The 15,945-nt window shown below is 61.2% G+C and carries 14 protein-coding genes; 7 read left to right on the forward strand and 7 right to left on the reverse strand.

The features are described 5' to 3' along the window. The first annotated feature begins 204 nt into the window (after nt 1-204). The gene (locus JDW18_RS15610) at nt 205-792 is read left to right on the forward strand and encodes a GbsR/MarR family transcriptional regulator (protein ID WP_218243937.1); all 588 of its coding nucleotides are present in this window, start codon (nt 205-207) and stop codon (nt 790-792) included. Nucleotides 793-813: 21 nt separating this feature from the next. On the opposite strand, the gene gntR is transcribed toward JDW18_RS15610, so the two are convergent. Continuing rightward, nucleotides 814-1,887, reverse strand: coding sequence for an HTH-type transcriptional regulator GntR (gntR, locus tag JDW18_RS15615; RefSeq protein ID WP_218240310.1), 1,074 nt, complete (start codon nt 1,885-1,887; stop codon nt 814-816). 192 nt (nt 1,888-2,079) lie between these two features. Here gntR and JDW18_RS15620 point away from each other — a divergent pair, with 192 nt between their 5' ends. From JDW18_RS15620 to JDW18_RS15645, 6 genes are all read left to right on the forward strand, one after another. Then, the gene (locus tag JDW18_RS15620) at nt 2,080-2,637 is read left to right on the forward strand and encodes a gluconokinase (protein WP_246609970.1); all 558 of its coding nucleotides are present in this window, start codon (nt 2,080-2,082) and stop codon (nt 2,635-2,637) included. Continuing rightward, nucleotides 2,637-3,143: a TRAP transporter small permease gene (locus JDW18_RS15625; protein ID WP_218240311.1), complete on the forward strand. Its 507-nt coding sequence runs from the start codon at nt 2,637-2,639 to the stop codon at nt 3,141-3,143. The genes JDW18_RS15620 and JDW18_RS15625 overlap by 1 nt, the downstream gene beginning before the upstream one ends. Before the next feature lie 10 nt (nt 3,144-3,153). Continuing rightward, nucleotides 3,154-4,434, forward strand: a complete 1,281-nt coding sequence (locus tag JDW18_RS15630) for a TRAP transporter large permease (protein ID WP_218240312.1) — start codon at nt 3,154-3,156, stop codon at nt 4,432-4,434. Nucleotides 4,435-4,558: 124 nt separating this feature from the next. Further along, complete coding sequence (locus tag JDW18_RS15635; RefSeq protein ID WP_218240313.1) at nt 4,559-5,566, forward strand: TRAP transporter substrate-binding protein; 1,008 nt, start codon at nt 4,559-4,561, stop codon at nt 5,564-5,566. Nucleotides 5,567-5,744: 178 nt separating this feature from the next. Continuing rightward, entirely contained in the window at nt 5,745-7,592 is a 1,848-nt protein-coding gene (edd, locus tag JDW18_RS15640; protein WP_218240314.1) for a phosphogluconate dehydratase, read from the forward strand. Continuing rightward, nucleotides 7,577-8,212, forward strand: coding sequence for a bifunctional 4-hydroxy-2-oxoglutarate aldolase/2-dehydro-3-deoxy-phosphogluconate aldolase (locus tag JDW18_RS15645; RefSeq protein WP_218240315.1), 636 nt, complete (start codon nt 7,577-7,579; stop codon nt 8,210-8,212). Before edd ends, JDW18_RS15645 begins: the two co-directional genes overlap by 16 nt. A gap of 74 nt (nt 8,213-8,286) precedes the next feature. Here the strand turns inward: JDW18_RS15645 and cydX are convergent, their stop codons facing one another. From cydX to JDW18_RS15675, 6 genes are all read right to left on the reverse strand, one after another. Beyond that, on the reverse strand, nt 8,287-8,427 hold the full coding sequence (cydX, locus tag JDW18_RS15650; protein ID WP_218240316.1) for a cytochrome bd-I oxidase subunit CydX: 141 nt from the start codon (nt 8,425-8,427) through the stop codon (nt 8,287-8,289). A 29-nt stretch (nt 8,428-8,456) separates the two neighbouring features. Further along, nucleotides 8,457-9,608, reverse strand: coding sequence for a cytochrome d ubiquinol oxidase subunit II (cydB, locus tag JDW18_RS15655; protein ID WP_218240317.1), 1,152 nt, complete (start codon nt 9,606-9,608; stop codon nt 8,457-8,459). 17 nt (nt 9,609-9,625) lie between these two features. Continuing rightward, the gene (locus tag JDW18_RS15660; protein ID WP_218240318.1) at nt 9,626-11,215 is read right to left on the reverse strand and encodes a cytochrome ubiquinol oxidase subunit I; all 1,590 of its coding nucleotides are present in this window, start codon (nt 11,213-11,215) and stop codon (nt 9,626-9,628) included. A gap of 32 nt (nt 11,216-11,247) precedes the next feature. Continuing rightward, nucleotides 11,248-12,999, reverse strand: coding sequence for an amino acid ABC transporter ATP-binding/permease protein (locus tag JDW18_RS15665; protein ID WP_218240319.1), 1,752 nt, complete (start codon nt 12,997-12,999; stop codon nt 11,248-11,250). Continuing rightward, nucleotides 12,996-14,735 carry a thiol reductant ABC exporter subunit CydD gene (gene cydD / locus JDW18_RS15670; RefSeq protein WP_218240320.1) on the reverse strand — a complete coding sequence of 580 codons (1,740 nt, stop codon included), beginning with the start codon at nt 14,733-14,735 and terminating at the stop codon, nt 12,996-12,998. Before cydD ends, JDW18_RS15665 begins: the two co-directional genes overlap by 4 nt. A gap of 251 nt (nt 14,736-14,986) precedes the next feature. Then, nucleotides 14,987-15,943, reverse strand: a complete 957-nt coding sequence (locus tag JDW18_RS15675) for an NAD(P)H-dependent flavin oxidoreductase (protein ID WP_218240321.1) — start codon at nt 15,941-15,943, stop codon at nt 14,987-14,989. Between the last annotated feature and the right edge of the window lie 2 nt (nt 15,944-15,945).

Here is a 15,945-nt window from a genome sequence, read left to right on the forward strand (position 1 = left end):
AGAAAGGGTTTTGAAGCACGAAGACGTGTCAAGAACCCGACAGGTAATTCACAGGAATGCGATTTTGCGCCCAAAGCCAACAATTTGCTGACACTCTCTGCGCTATTAATGCAACAAGTGACAAAGTTTCATCCCCACTTCATAGTTAGATATGCAAGTAGGTTTGATTTAGCGTCACGACTGAAAACACGGTGCAAAGGCACAATAGAGGGCATGACGCAAGCCAAACCACTTTCGGAATTGAGCCGACAATTTGTTTCTCATTTTGGAGAGATGGGCAGCCGCTGGGGAATTAATCGCACAGTGGGGCAGATCTATGCCCTACTGTTTCTGTCCGCAGATCCCCTGAATGCCGATCAAATTGCAGAAACACTGGAGTTCTCACGCTCCAATGTGAGTATGGGACTCAAAGAGCTACAGGCCTGGCGGCTGGTGCAACTTCGTCATCAGCCCGGCGACCGCCGCGAGTACTTTCAGGCGCCTCAGGATGTCTGGGAAATATTCAAGCGCCTGGCCGAAGAACGCCGCCGCCGCGAGATTGAGCCCACACAGTCCATGCTGCGTACCGCCATGATGGAAGAAGTCCATACGGATGAAGAGCGCTACGCCCAGCAGCGCATGCGCGATATGCATGAGCTGATCGACAAGCTCATGAACTGGTATGACGATGTGCAGCGCCTGTCACCCGAAACCGCCATGCAGCTCATGGGCATGGGCTCTGCCGTGACCCGCCTGCTGGACCTCAAGGACAAGATTACAGGCCGTGGCAGCAAAGCCGCCCCTGAAGCCTGAGACCGCTTCGTAAAAGCCTTTTCAAGTGCTGGCTCTCGGTATCAGCCTGAAGCCCAGATCCACACGCGGCTCCTGAACCGGCTTTCCCTCCAGCAGTTGCAGCAGCATCTGCGCAGCTCTTTGGCCCACCTCATCGCGCGGGGTGTGAATGGTGGTCAGCGGCGGCACCATCTGGTCACTGCCCGGCAAGTCGTTGAACCCCGCAATGGCGACTTGCTGCGGCACTCTGATGCCCATGCGCGCAGCCTCCAGCACCGCGCCTTGCGCGATGTCGTCGTTACAGAAAAAGATAGCATCAACCGCAGGATCCGCCTTGATAAGCGCCTGAAACTGCCTTGCACCCAGCGCCAGCGATGAACGCTCGGGGTTGAGCATTTCCAGCCCTGGCTCATACAGCCCCGCCTGCTTCAGCACGCGCCTGTAGCCTTGCAGCCGCTGCATCACCCGCGCATCCAGTTGCGCACCGCAAAACGCAATGCGCCTGTAGCCTTTGTCCAGCAGGTGCTGGGTCATCTCTGCCCCGGCCGCCGTCTGCGAAAAGCCCACGCAATAGCTGTCGGCCGCCACAGCCTGCTCTCGCAGCTCCATCAGGTGCACACGCGGCACAGGGTTGGCGGCCAGCAGTTGCTGGGCGGCTTCACTGTGGTCAAACCCGGTCAGCAGCAAGCCAGCGGGGCGCATGGGCAGATAGGCACGCAGCAGTTGCTCTTCTTCCTGCGGGTCGTAATGGGTCACCCCAATCAGCATGTGATAGCCGTGGGCGAACAGCACTTTGTGCGCGGCTTCCAGCAAATCCACAAACAAGGTGTTCGAGAGCATGGGAATCAGCACCAGCACCTGGGTGCTTTTTTGCGAAGCCAGTGCCCGCGCCGCCAGATCGGGCACATAGCCCAGAGACGCAGCCACCTCGCGCACTTTCTCGACCAGCGCCGGGGCCACGCGGCGCTCGCCGCGCAGTGCGCGAGATACCGTCATGGCGCTGACCCCTGCAGCCTCTGCCACATCACTCAAAGTCACCCGCCCGCTGGCGCGGGAACGGCGCTGCCCACTGGTGTCCGCCGGACTGTCGCTCTTGGCTTGAGGCTCGGGAGGCAAGGGATTCTCCTAGTCTTGTTTTGCAGTTCTGGTGCTTATGATAGCGCTAACCAAGCTTCATTTGAAGCACCCAATCAGCAGTCCGACAGCGAACCGCCCCCTCGACACCGGCCTTCATGGCCACGGAGATGAGAGCCTCTTGCGCATGTCGGCCTGCGCTTTTTTTAACCGCCAAGGATAGCGCTAACCAAGATGCCAGAACGACAATCTCATGCACCCGCGCAAAAGGTGGCTCTGGTCATCATGGGGGTCTCCGGCTGCGGCAAATCCAGCGCTGGCCAAGCCATTGCCCAGCAACTGAACTGGGAGCTGGTCGAAGGCGACAGCTACCACTCAGCGCAGAGCGTGGCCAAGATGCAGGCAGGCACCCCTCTTACCGACGAAGACCGCGAAGGCTGGCTTGAGCGGCTGGCCCAGCGGCTGGCGCAGGCCAGCCCCACGCATGGCCTGGTGCTGACCTGCTCTTCGCTCAAGCGCAAATACCGGGATCAACTGCGCGCAGCCCAGCAACTGGGCTTTGTGTTTCTGGAGCTCGACTACGACACCGCGCTGGAGCGGGTGCAGACCCGGGCGCAGCATTTTTTCTCGCCCCATCTGGTGGCCAACCAGTTCGCCACGCTGGAAGACCCGCGCCAGGAAAGCGATGTGCTGACACTGAACGCCACCCTGCCCTTGAACACCATTGCGCAGAAGGTTCAGCTCTGGCTGCAGGAACCTGCTGCCAGCCATACCCCCACAGGAGCCCAATAATGAGTCATAACAATCAGGCCGAATCCTCCCCCAAGCCAATGGCCAAGCGCCTGGCGGAAGGGCTGATGGTGCTGGCCCTGGCCGGCATGGTGATTGCCGTTTTCGTCAACGTGGTGCTGCGCTATGTGTTTCACACCAGCATCGTCTCGTACGAAGAAATCTCGCGCCTGCTCTTTGTATGGCTCGTGGCCATTGGCGCGATTGTTGCCGCGTTTGAAGGCTCGCATCTGGGCTTTGACATGGTGACATCCCGCGTCGGCCCCAGCACCCGCAAAGTGCTTTTCTGGATTTCCCAGTTGCTGATTGCAGCCTGCATGGGCTTGCTGCTGTGGGGTTCGTGGGAACAGGTGGTGGCAGGCTGGAGCAGCTATAGCACCGTGCTGGGTTACCCGCTGGCGCTGGGCGCTGCAGCCACGCTGGTGCTGGCCATCGGCATGCTGGTTGTCGTCGTGCGCGACATGCTGCGCGGCGGCCCTGCCGAGTCTTCTGAAACCACTGTGGAGTAAGGAGAGCACCATGGTCGTTACCCTGATTTTTCTGGCCGTGCTGATTGGTGGCATGGTCATTGGCATGCCGATTGCGCATTCACTGGTGCTGACCGGCGTGGCGCTGATGTGGCATCTGGACTTTTTCGACACCCAGTTGCTGGCCCAGAACCTGCAGGCCGGTTTTGACAACTTCCCGCTGCTGGCCGTGCCGTTCTTCATTCTGGCGGGCGAGCTGATGAACGCAGGCGGTCTGTCGCGCCGCATCATTGATCTGGCCCGCGCCTTTGTCGGCCACATCCCCGGCGGGCTGGGCTATGTGGCCATTGGCGCTGCGGTGCTGCTGGCGTCCATGAGCGGCTCGGCCATTGCCGACACCGCCGCGCTGGCCACCATCTTGCTGCCCATGATGCGCGATCAGAAGTACCCCGACAGCTACAGCGCAGGCCTGCTGGCTTCAGGCGGCATCATCGCCCCCATCATTCCGCCTTCGATGCCATTTGTGATTTATGGCGTCACCACCAACACATCCATCAGCAAGCTGTTCCTGTCGGGCGTGGTGCCGGGCCTGTTCATGGGCGCGTTTCTGATTGCCGCGTGGTGGTTCATTGCCCGCAAATACCAACTGGCCGCTGGCGAGCGTGTGGAGTGGGGCACCCGTATCAAGGCGCTGTTCAAAAGCTTCTGGGCCATGATGATGCCGGTCATCATTCTGGGCGGCCTGAAGGGCGGCGTGTTCACACCCACCGAAGCGGCTGTGGTTGCTGCCGTCTATGCGCTGTTCGTGTCCATGGTGGTGTACCGCGAGATGAGCTGGGGCAAGCTCTATGACGTGTTTCTGGCAGCCGCCAAGACCACCGCAGTCGTGATGTTCCTGTGCGGTGCAGCCACCGTGACAGCCTACATGATTACGCTGGCCGACCTGCCCAATATGCTAGCCGACAGCTTTGCCGGCCTGCTGGGCTCGCCCATGCTGTTCATGGCAGTGATGATGCTCTTCCTGCTGGTCGTCGGCACGGCCATGGACCTGACCCCCACCATCCTGATCTTCGGCCCGGTCTGCGCACCACTGGCGGTGAAGGCTGGAATCGACCCCGTGTACTTCGGCTTCATGTTCATCTATGTGGGCTGTATCGGCCTCATCACCCCGCCTGTGGGCACAGTGCAGAACGTGGTGGCCGGCGTGGGCAAGCTGCGCATGGAAACCGTCATCAAGGGCACCAACCCCTTCCTCATGGTCTATGTGCTGCTGGCAATTCTGTTTGTGATCTTCCCGCAGCTGGTGACCGCACCGCTCAAGTGGATGCATTGAAGACCCCGCCATAGTGCTCTTCAAAACTATCAATTCAATAGCTGACAGCGCATTACCTATAAGCGCTGCAGACATATTTCGCTTTAACCCAAGGGCTCCGGCCCATTCAAGCAAGGAGACAGGTATGCGTATCAAATTTGCAATCACAGGCCTCACCGCCATGTTGCTGGCCACCGGTGCTGTTCAGGCACAGGACTTCAAGCCCCGTCTGGTGCGCTTTGGCTACGGTCTGGTCGAAGACTCCAACCAGGGCCGTGCTGTGCGCATGTTTGCCAAGGAAGTGGAAAAAGCCACGGGCGGCAAGATGAAGGTGCGCGCCATTGGCAATGCCTCTCTGGGCTCAGACACCCAGATGCAGCAGGCCCTGATCGGCGGCGCGCAGGAAATGATGGTCGGCTCCACCGCCACGCTGGTGGGCCTGACACCCGAAATGGCCGTCTGGGATACGCCTTTCCTGTTTGCCAACACCAAGGAAGCCGACACCGTGCTGGACGGCCCCGTGGGCGAGAAAGTCAAAGCCACGCTGGAGCCCAAGGGCATGGTCGGTCTGGTCTATTGGGAAAACGGCTTCCGCAACCTGACCAATAACAAGCGCCCTATCGCCAAGCTGGAAGACCTGCAGGACGTGAAGCTGCGCGTGATGCAGAACAACGTCTTCCTCGACAGCTTCAAGGCACTGGGCGCCAACGCCGTGCCCCTGCCCTTCTCCGAGCTGTTCACAGCGCTGGAAACCAAGGCCGTTGATGGTCAGGAAAACCCGTTCAACACCGTGCTATCCAGCAAGTTCTACGAAGTGCAGAAGTACCTGACCGTCTCCAACCACGTCTATAGCCCCTGGATTGTGACGGTGAGCAAGAAGTGGTGGGACACGCTGACACCTGCTGAAAAGAAGGTGCTGCAGGATGCCGCCATCAAGAGCCGCGATTTCGAGCGCAAGGACACCCGCGAAGAAGCGGCCAAGGCGTTGGCTGAAATCAAGACCAAGGGCATGCAGGTCAACGAACTGCCTGCCGCTGAAGCAGGCCGCATGCGCGACAAGCTGGCCACGGTGAACGCAGGCATTGCCAAGACTGTGGGTCAGGGCACCTGGGATTCGGTGCAGGCTGCCGTCAAGCAAGCCCGCGCCAAGTAATTCCACTTCTAAATCATTCGATTACTTTGTCGGCTTCGCTTGCCGTGCGACTGCACTGTCTTCGCTTCGCCTTCGCGTACTCGAATGATTGATAAACGGAATAAAGCGCTCCCACTAAGCCGCTGCTGCGTGATCGCTTGAGGCTCTCACGCAGCAGCGCTTTTGAAAGATTCTCATCATGGCAATCCACCCCGTTCTGTCCCAGGTCACGCAGCGCATACAACAGCGCAGCCAGGCCAGCCGTGCGGACTATCTGGCACAGGTCGATGCCATGGCCGCGCGCCCGCCGCAGGTTCGCTCCATGGGCTGCGCCAATGTGGCCCATGCTTTTGCCGCCCTGCCCGGCGCTGACAAGATTCGCATCGTCGAAGAAAAAGGCCCGAACATTGGCATCGTCACGGCCTATAACGATGTGCTCTCGGCCCACGCGCCGTTTGCGACCTACCCCGATATTCTGAAAGACGAAGCGCGCAAAAACGGCGCCACCGCCCAGGTTGCGGGCGGCGTGCCTGCCATGTGCGATGGCGTCACCCAGGGCCTGCCCGGCATGGAGCTGAGCCTGTTCAGCCGCGACGCGATTGCCATGTCCACCGCCGTGGCACTCACCCACGACACCTTTGACGCCGCCCTGCTGCTGGGCGTGTGCGACAAGATTGTTCCCGGCCTGCTGATTGGCGCCCTGCACTTCGGCCACCTGCCCATGGTGTTTGTGCCCGCTGGTCCCATGACCTCTGGCCTATCCAACAGCGAAAAAGCCAAGGTGCGCGAGCAAGCCGCGCAAGGCCTTGTGGGCCGCAAAGAGCTGCAGGCTGCAGAGAATGCCGCCTATCACGATCAAGGCACCTGCACCTTTTACGGCACGGCCAACAGCAACCAGATGCTGCTCGAAGCCATGGGCCTGCATGTGCCCGGCACGGCTTTTATCAACCCCGGCGATTCAGAGCGCGAGCTGCTCACGCGCGAAGCCATGCGCACCGTGCTCTCCATCACCCACGGCAAGCGCTTTGCACCCATTGGCCATGTGGTGGATGAGCGCTGCATCGTCAACGCCATGGTGGCCCTGCTGGCCACAGGCGGCTCCACCAACCACCTGATTCACTGGGTGGCCGTGGCCCGCGCAGCGGGCATCCTCATCGACTGGGATGATTTCGAACAACTGTCTGCCGTCGTGCCACTGCTGGCCCGCGTCTATCCCAACGGGGCAGCCGATGTGAACCAGTTTCAGGCCGCTGGCGGCCCTGGCTATGTGATTGCCCAGCTGCTGCAGGCCGGGCTCATGCATGGCGATGTGCTGACCGTAAAACCCGAAGGGCTTGCTGCCTTTGGCCGCATCCCCCATGTCGAAAACGGCGCACTGCACTGGCAAGTGGCCGGAGCCTCCACAGACGATAGCGTGCTTCGCCCGGCCACAGCCCCTTTCAGCCCCACAGGGGGCTTGAAACTGCTCAAAGGCAATCTGGGCCGCAGCGTCATCAAGATCAGCGCCGTGCCCGAAGACCGTCACACACTGCGCGCACCGGCCTGGGTGTTTGACTCGCAGGACGAATTGCAGGCCGCCTTCAAATCTGGCGCGCTGGAGCAGGCCTGCCAGACCAACGGCCACAACGGCGTGGTCTGCGTGGTGCGCTGGCAGGGGCCGCAGGCCAACGGCATGCCAGAGCTGCACAAGCTCACCCCCCCGCTGGCCGTGCTGCAGGGCAAGGGCTACAAGGTGGCGCTGGTGACCGATGGCCGCATGAGCGGTGCATCGGGCAAGGTGCCTGCCGCCATCCACCTCAGCCCCGAAGCGCTGGCGGGCGGGCCGCTGGCCAGGGTGCAAAGCGGCGACCTCATCACGCTGGATGCTGCAAGCGGCCTTCTGCAGGCCGAAGTGACCGAGGCCGAATGGAATGCCCGGCCCCTGGCCGCCATGCCTGCCGAGCTGCAGCAGGCCAACCGCCGTGGTCTGGGCCGTGAACTGTTTGCCGGATTCCGGCGCAATGCGCTCAGCGCAGAAGAAGGAGCTTGCACATGGGTGCTCAACTGACGGCTTTATCCATCATGCGGGATGCCCCCGTCATTCCCGTCATCGTGCTCAACAAGGTAGAGCACGCTGTGCCCATGGCAGAGGCACTGGTCGCTGGTGGCATCAGGGTGCTGGAAGTCACGCTGCGCACGCCGCAGGGTCTGGCCTGCATTGAAGCCATTGCCAAGGCCGTGCCGCAAGCCATTGTGGGCGCTGGCACCGTGCGCAGCGCGGCAGATGCAGCCGCAGCAGCACAAGTCGGTGCACGGTTTGCCGTCAGCCCCGGCTACACCAGCAAGCTGGGGCAGGCCTGCCGCGATCTTGGCTTGCCACTGCTGCCCGGCGTGGCCACCAGCAGCGAAATCATGGCTGCCATGGAAGACGGCCTGAGCGAGCTGAAATTTTTCCCGGCCGTGCAGTCCGGCGGCATTCAGATGCTCAAGGCCTGGCAAGGCCCGTTTGGTGATGTGCGCTTTTGCCCCACGGGCGGCATCTCGCCTGCCAATGCTGCCGAGTTTCTGGCGCTGTCCAATGTGGTCTGCGTGGGTGGCTCGTGGCTGGTGCCATCAAGCGCCGTAGAAGCTGGCAACTGGTCACAGATTACCGATCTGGCCAAGGCCACGCACGCACTGCGCGCCTGAAAACCTGCACCCACAAAAAAGCCCGGCTGGCAAAACCAGTCGGGCTTTTTTCATCTGCGGCGAACGAGGGCCTATCAGGCTTCGGGCTGCGAGTTGGTCTCTTCCAGAATACGGCGACGGGTCACCTCATCGTCCGTCAGCTCATACCACATGGCGTTGAGCACCGCGAAAGCAGCGGCCAGCGGCAGGCCCAGAATCCAAGCGAAATACCACATTGTTTGTTCCTTTCTTGCGCTGTACCTGGTCAGTACGAGTGAGTCTTGCCGGTAGCGATGGCGATGGGGTCCACCTTGCCGCGCAGCACCGAGTACACCCAGCTGGTATAGGCCAGGATCAGGGGAATGAAGATCAGCGAGCACACCAGCATGATGAACAGCACCACATGGCTGGAGGACGAATCCCAGACCGTCAGGCTAAAGCGTGGGTCCACGGTGGAAGGCAGGATCATAGGGAACATGGCGCAGCCCACGCTCAAAATGATGCCGGCAATCGCCAGACCGCTGCCCAGCAGGCCCAGCCACTCTTTGCGGCTGCGCAGTGCAGCAGCCACCACCAGGGGCATGACCAGACCCAGAGCAGGAACAATCCACAGCACAGGGGAAGCCTTGAAGTTGCTCATCCAGGCACCAGCCACCACAGCGGCGGTCTTGTTCATGGGGTTGGAAGGGCCCACAGGGTTGATCTCACTGGTGATGACAAAGCCGTTCATATTAGCCAGCCAGACACCCGCAGCCGCAAACAGCACCGTAGTCAGCACGGCAAAGATAGTGCCGTACTTGGCAGCACGTGCAGAGACTTCGCCATCTGTCTTGAACATCAGCCAGGCCGCGCCATGCATCAGCAGCATGGACAGCGACACCAGACCGGCCAGCAGCGCAAACGGTGTGAGCAGGCCGAAGAATGTGCCGTCGTAGTAGATGCGCATATCGTCGCCCAGACGGAATGGCACGCCCAGCAGCACATTGCCCACGGCCACACCAAACAGCAGCGCAGGCACAAGACCGGTAATGCACAGCACCCAGTCCCAGCGGTTGCGCCATGCGGCGTCTTCACGCTTGCTGCGGAACTTGAAAGCCACGGGGCGCAAAATCAAGGGCACCAGCACGGCAAACATGGCCAGGTAAAAGCCCGAGAAGGACACGGCGTAGAGCTGTGGCCAGGCGGCAAAAATGGCGCCGCCGCCCAGAATCAGCCACACCTGATTGCCTTCCCACACGGGGCCGACGGAGTTGATGGCCGTGCGGCGCTCCACATCGGTCTTGGCCGTGGCGCGCAGCAGGCCCATGGCCCCCAGATCGAACCCGTCAGTGACGGCAAAGCCGACCAGCAGCACGCCCAGCAGCACCCACCAGATGACGCGCAAAACGTCGTATGTAATCAGTTCATGCAAGATCATTTTTGGTACTCCTTGCCTTAACCACGGGTGGCGGCCAGCTTTTTGATCATGGGCTCGTAAAAGCTCAGGTGCGGCTCGCTCTCGTGCTCTGGGCCCTTCTTGATGGCCTTGACCATCAGCTTGAGCTCAATCACCAGCAGCACGGTGTAGATCAGTACAAAGCCAGCAATGGTCAGCAGCAAGGTTGTTGCGCCCAGGTTGGACACGGCCATGGCTGTGGGCAGCACGCCTTCGATGATCCAGGGCTGACGACCCAGCTCGGCCACAATCCAGCCGCATTCAGCAGCAATCCAGGGCAGAGGAATGGACAGCACTGCCACCTTGAGCAGCCAGGGGTAGGCATCGAGCTTGTGACGCACAGACAGCCAGAAGAAGGTGCCGGTCAGCAGGATGAAGAACATGCCCAGTGCCACCATGATGCGGAAGCTCCAGAACAGCGGGCCAACGGGTGGCACGGTGTCCATGGCGGCCTTGTGAATCTGCTCTTCGGTAGCCTTGCGGGGGTCATCCACATAGCGCATCAGCAGCAGGGCGTAGCCCATGTTGGCGCCATTGTTCTCAAAGCGCAGGCGGGCTTCAGCAGGAACTTCCGCGTCGCTCTTGGCCTTGCGAATGGTCTGCAGCGCGTCATAGGCGTCAATACCGTTGCGGATATTGCCTTCGGCGTTCTTGACCAGCTGGTTGATGCCGGGAATCTCGGTATTGAGCGAGCGTGTACCGATCAGGCCCATCACCCATGGAATATGCACGGCAAAGTGGGTCTCGCGGGCTTCACGATCGGGGAAGCCGAAAGCCGTGAACGCAGCAGGCGCAGGCTCTGTTTCCCACATGGCTTCGATGGAAGCCAGCTTCATCTTCTGGTGTTCCGACGACAGATAGCCGGATTCATCACCCAGCACCACCACCGACAGCGAAGCAGCCAGACCGAACGAGGCCGCCACGGTCATCGAGCGCTTGGCCAGATGGATATGACGACCCTTGAGCAGATACCAGGCCGACACACCCAGCACAAACAGCGCAGCCATCACATAGCCGGCCGATACCGTGTGCACAAACTTGGCCTGTGCCACGGGGTTTGTGAGCACGGCAAAGAAGTCCGTCACTTCCATGCGCATGGTCTGGGGGTTGAAGGCAGCGCCCACGGGGTTTTGCATCCAGCCGTTGGCCACCAGAATCCACAGCGCCGAGAAGTTGGTGCCAATGGCCATCAGGCAGGTCACGATCAGGTGCTTGACCTTGGACAGGCGATCCCAGCCAAAGAAGAACAGGCCCACGAACGTGGCTTCCATGAAGAAGGCCATCAGACCTTCAATGGCCAGCGGTGCGCCAAAGATGTCGCCCACGTAGTGGCTGTAGTAGCTCCAGTTCATGCCGAACTGAAACTCCATCACCACGCCAGTGGCCACGCCCATGGCGAAGTTGATGCCAAACAGCACGCCCCAGAACTTGGTCATGTCGCGCCAGATGGTGCGACCTGTCATCACAAACACCGTCTCCATGATGGCGATGAGAATCGACAGGCCGAGCGTCAGCGGCACAAACAAAAAGTGGTAGAGCGCCGTTATCGCGAACTGCAGTCGCGATAGATCGACGATATCGAGGTCCATGGTCAGGTCCTTTCTCTCGGTACTTCAAATAATCAAACGAAAAACTCTTGGGCCTGCGGCGCATCGCTGCGGGCCATCTCGAAACCCTGCGCATCAGGGCGCAACCGGGCAATCAATGCTTCAAATTCAGGTGTGCCTCGCCGGGCCTGGCTCTGCACGCGCCCCGCCTGCAGACACACGATGCGGTCTGCCAGTCGGGCTTCACGCTGCCAGTGCGTGGCAAAAATCAGGGTGCGCCCCTGCGCCGCTAGACTCAGCCGCTGCAGCACATCACCCGCAGTGGCGGCATCCAGCCCTTCGCTGACTTCATCCAGCAACCAGCAGCCGCGCGGGCTCAGCAACAGTCGCGCCAGCGCAAGGCGCCGGGACTGCCCGCCAGACAAGCCCAGCCCACCTTCACCCAGCATGGTGTCCAGCCCTTGTGGCAGAGCCATGACGTCATTTTTCAGGCCTGCGGCTTCCAGCGCCGTCCACAATTGCGCATCATCGGCCTCGGGGGCGGCCAGCCGCAGGTTCTCGCGCAGGCTGTCCTGGAACAGCTCGGTTCTCTGCGTCATCCAGCTGCTGGCCATGGCCTTCAACTGGCCCTGCTGCGCGTTCAACTCACCCGAGATCAGCTGCAGCAACGTGGTCTTGCCTGCGCCGCTGCTGCCAATCAGAGCCACGCGCTCGCCAGGGGCGATGCTCAGATCAACGGGGCCGAGCTGACGCAGTTGCACGCCATGCAACACAGCCGCCCATTCTTCAGCGCTCTGCTGCGGCGCTTCAGGCGCGGGTTCCGCCTCTTGCACCAGGGCTGGGCCCAGACGCCGCACCGCCAGCAAAGTGCGCCCAGCCTGCTCTGCCCCACGGCGCAGCGCTGCAAACGGCTCCAGCGCCGACAGTGCCAGCAAAATTCCCAGCGCCGCAACGGGTGCATTGATCCAGCCCTGCTCCATCAGCCAGGCCATCAGCAACACAGATGCACTTAAAGTAATAGCAGATACCGCGCCATACGCCTTGACTGCAGCCGCTTCTGTGCCATAAAGCTGTGCATCAGCGACGGCTGCCCGCTCGTCGCTGCGCAAGACCTGCTGCATCTGGCGTGGCAACTGCCCCGCCATCAGCAAATCGGTCTGGCCGGCGACCAGATCCACGGTCTGAGCGCGCATGGCTTCCAGCGCCATGGCACGGCGCACAGCGGCCTTGCGGCTGCGCAGCCCCTGCCAAAGAGCAATGCCCCAGCCCGCCAGCAGCAGCCAGGCCAGTGCCAGCAAGCCCAGCCACCAGCGCATCACGCCATAGGCCAGTGCCAGCAGCAAAGCCGCGCCCAGCGCCGAACAGGCGGGCACCAGCAGGCGCAGATAAAGGTTGTCCAGCGCGTCCACATCCGAAGTCAGGCGCTGCAGCAAACGGGCGGGCCGCTGCAGCAGCATACGCGCAGCCTGCGGGCGGGCCCAGTGCAAAAACAGCTTCTGGCGCAGCGCAGCCAGTACGGCCAGCGTAGCGTCGTGCGTGACCATGCGCTCGGCATAACGTGCACCAGTGCGCCCCACGGCCAGCAGGCGAATACCGGCAGACGGCATGAATACATCGAAGACGAGAGCCACTGCGGGCACCAGCCCGGCAATCGCCGTGGCGGTAATAAACCAGCCCGACAGCCCCAGCAAGGCCATGCCCATGAGCACCGTCAGCGCTGCCAGCGCGACACCGCCCAGCCAGAGCTTGCGTGGGGCCATCTGCCCAAGGGCGATCAACACCTGGCGTAAAGAAACAGGGTTGCGTGAAACAGCGTTGCAACTCATGCGACCTGCTCCAGTTCTTGGGAGGGCAGTACAGGCAGTGCAGCCAGCACGGGCAGCTCGATCACCCGATCCATGGCTGCCGCCAGTTGTGCATCGTGCGTAGCCACCAGCAGGGTGCGCCCCTTGGCCAGTTGCCTGAGGGACTGCGCAATCTGCGCGGCTGTCACAGGGTCCAGGTGCGCGGTCGGCTCATCCACCAGCAGCAGCCCTGCATGGGCCTGCACTGCCAGGCGTGCCAGCGCCAGACGAACAACTTCACCGCCCGACAGGCCACTGCCGCCCTCACCCAGACTCATGCCAGCGCGGGGGGCCAGAGTCTTATCAAGCTGCGCCTGCTGGGTTGCCGTGGCAATTTGCTGATCAGAAACTGCTGCATTACCCAGCGCAATATTGCGTGCCACCGAGCCTGAGAACACATGGGGTTGCTGACTCATCCAGGCCATACGGCTGCGCAGTGCTGGTGCAGTTTCCGCATTCAGAATCTGGCCATCAATCTCGATACGACCTTGCTGCACCGGCAGCAGGCCTGCGATCTGCGCCAGCAGCAAAGACTTGCCTGCACCACTGGGGCTCCACAGCGCTACATGCTCGCCGGGCTGCACATTCAGGGTGACAGGTGCCAGACGGCTCTGCGCACCCGGTGCCTGCACAATCAGATCAGAAACACGCACAAGTCCAGCAATTACGCTTACTTGATGCTCACTTTTTTGAGAATCGTCCGTCCCTACGATCTCAACGGACTGAGACTGCATATTCTTCAAGGTCTGCAAGGCGGCTTCGCCCGAAGCGCGGTCATGCCAGACGGCTGACAGGTCACGCAGTGGCTCGAAAAATGCCGGGGCCAGCAGCAGCACAAACATGGACTGGCCCAGGCTGAGCTTGCCACCCCAGGCGCCAAAGTTCAGCGTGCCCAGCAGGTGAAAGCCGATATAGACAGCCACCATAGCTACACCCAGCGCAGAGAACAGCTCCAGCACGGCAGAAGACAGAAACGCAATGCGCAGCACGCGCATGGTGCGGGCACGCAAATCTTCGGCATGGGCGCGCAGGCGCTGACCCGTCAAATCCACGGCCTGCAGAGCGCGCAAAGTGCTCAGGCCGCGCAAACGGTCCAGCAAAAAGGCGTTCATTTCGCCCAGTTGCACCATCTGCTCTTCGCTGGCGGCCTTGGCACGCCAGCCCACAATCGCCATGAACACGGGAATCAGCGGCGCGGCAACAATCAAAATGAGAGCAGCAACCCATGACTGGCTGCCGACAGCGGCCACAATGGCCAAAGGCAGAATGCGCACGCGCCACATGGCACTCTGGTAGCGGGCCAGCCAGGGCACGATGGCTTCTGCCTGTTCGGCCACAGCACTTGCCGCCTGACCCGAGGCGGCGCGTGCCTTATCCAGCGGCGATGCACGGCCCAGCGCCTGCACCACCTGCGCCCGCAACTGGCTCAGTTGCTCACGCGCAGCGCGGTTAGCCAGCCAGCCGCCATGGCCGTCCAGCCATGCACGCAGCAAGCCCAGCGCCAGAACGCCGACAGCCATGTGCCAGATCTGCGCCACACCCTGACCATCGGCCATGCGCTGCACCGCCCATGCCAGCAATACCGCCTGCGGCAACCAGATCAGGGCGGCCGCCATCTGCCACAACGCGCCCGCACTTGGGCGGCGCACGCTCACCGCCATGGTGGCTTGCGCCGTTTCCATGGAGGTTTGCGTGCTACTGGCGGGAGATGAAGACATGAATGTTAATTTCTGAATTTTCAGTATTTACTGAAATTTAAATAATCTTACTCTTCTTTTGACAATCATCATGGCGGCAGCCGCAAAAGCCAATTGCAGGACTCAAGCGACATTGACTGGCGTCAAATTCAAACGCAATTAACAAGGGTTAACCCTTTGAATTGCAGCACTTGAGCAACATCAAGAGCACTCGCAGAACGAAAAAAACGGCACCCAAAGGTGCCGTTCTGTTCAGCCAAAGAGGTCTGACTTCAGTGACCGAGCAAGCGCTCTCTGGCCTGCGCATACTCACGCTTCAGGCGTGCCACCAGTTCGGCCGTGGGCACCACCTTGTCAATCGCGCCAATGCCCTGACCGCAACCCCAGATGTCCTTCCAGGCTTTCTGCGCACTGCCGCCAAAGTTCATCTTGCTAGGGTCGGACTCTGGCAGGTTGTCCGGGTCCAGCCCCGCAGCGCGAATAGATGGGGCCAGGTAGTTGCCATGTACGCCGGTAAACAGATTGCTGTAGACCACGTCGTCAGAGTTGCCCTCCACAATCGCCTGCTTGTAGCCATCTACCGCGCGGGCCTCGTCCGTGGCAATGAAGGCCGAGCCGATATAGGCAAAGTCTGCTCCCATGGCCTGCGCGGCCAGCACGGCGTCGCCCGTGGCAATGGCGCCAGACAGCGCTACAGGGCCGTCAAACCACTGGCGAATTTCCTGAATCAGCGCAAACGGGCTCTTCACGCCCGCATGTCCACCCGCACCCGCGGCCACGGCGATCAGGCCATCGGCGCCCTTTTCAATCGCCTTCTTCGCAAACTTGTTGTTGATGATGTCGTGCAGCACCACACCACCCCAGCTGTGCACGGCCTGATTCACATCCTCACGCGCACCCAGGCTGGTGATGACGATGGGCACCTTGTACTTGGCGCAGACCTGCATGTCGTGCTCCAGCCGGTCATTGCTTTTGTGCACGATCTGATTGATGGCGAACGGCGCAGAGGGGCTGTCGGGGTGGGCCTTGTCCCAGGCCGCCAGCGTTTCGGTGATCTCGGCCAGCCAGTCTTCCAGTTGCTCCGCAGGCCGCGCATTAAGCGCAGGCATGGAGCCCACAATGCCCGCCTTGCACTGCTCTATCACCAGCTTGGGGTTGCTGATGATGAACAGCGGCGAACCAATCACGGGCAAAGCCAGCTTTTGCAAAGCAGATGGCAGTTTGGACATTG

Origin of the sequence: Comamonas fluminis (assembly GCF_019186805.1) — a bacterium.
In the GTDB taxonomy this organism is placed as follows: domain Bacteria; phylum Pseudomonadota; class Gammaproteobacteria; order Burkholderiales; family Burkholderiaceae_C; genus Comamonas; species Comamonas fluminis.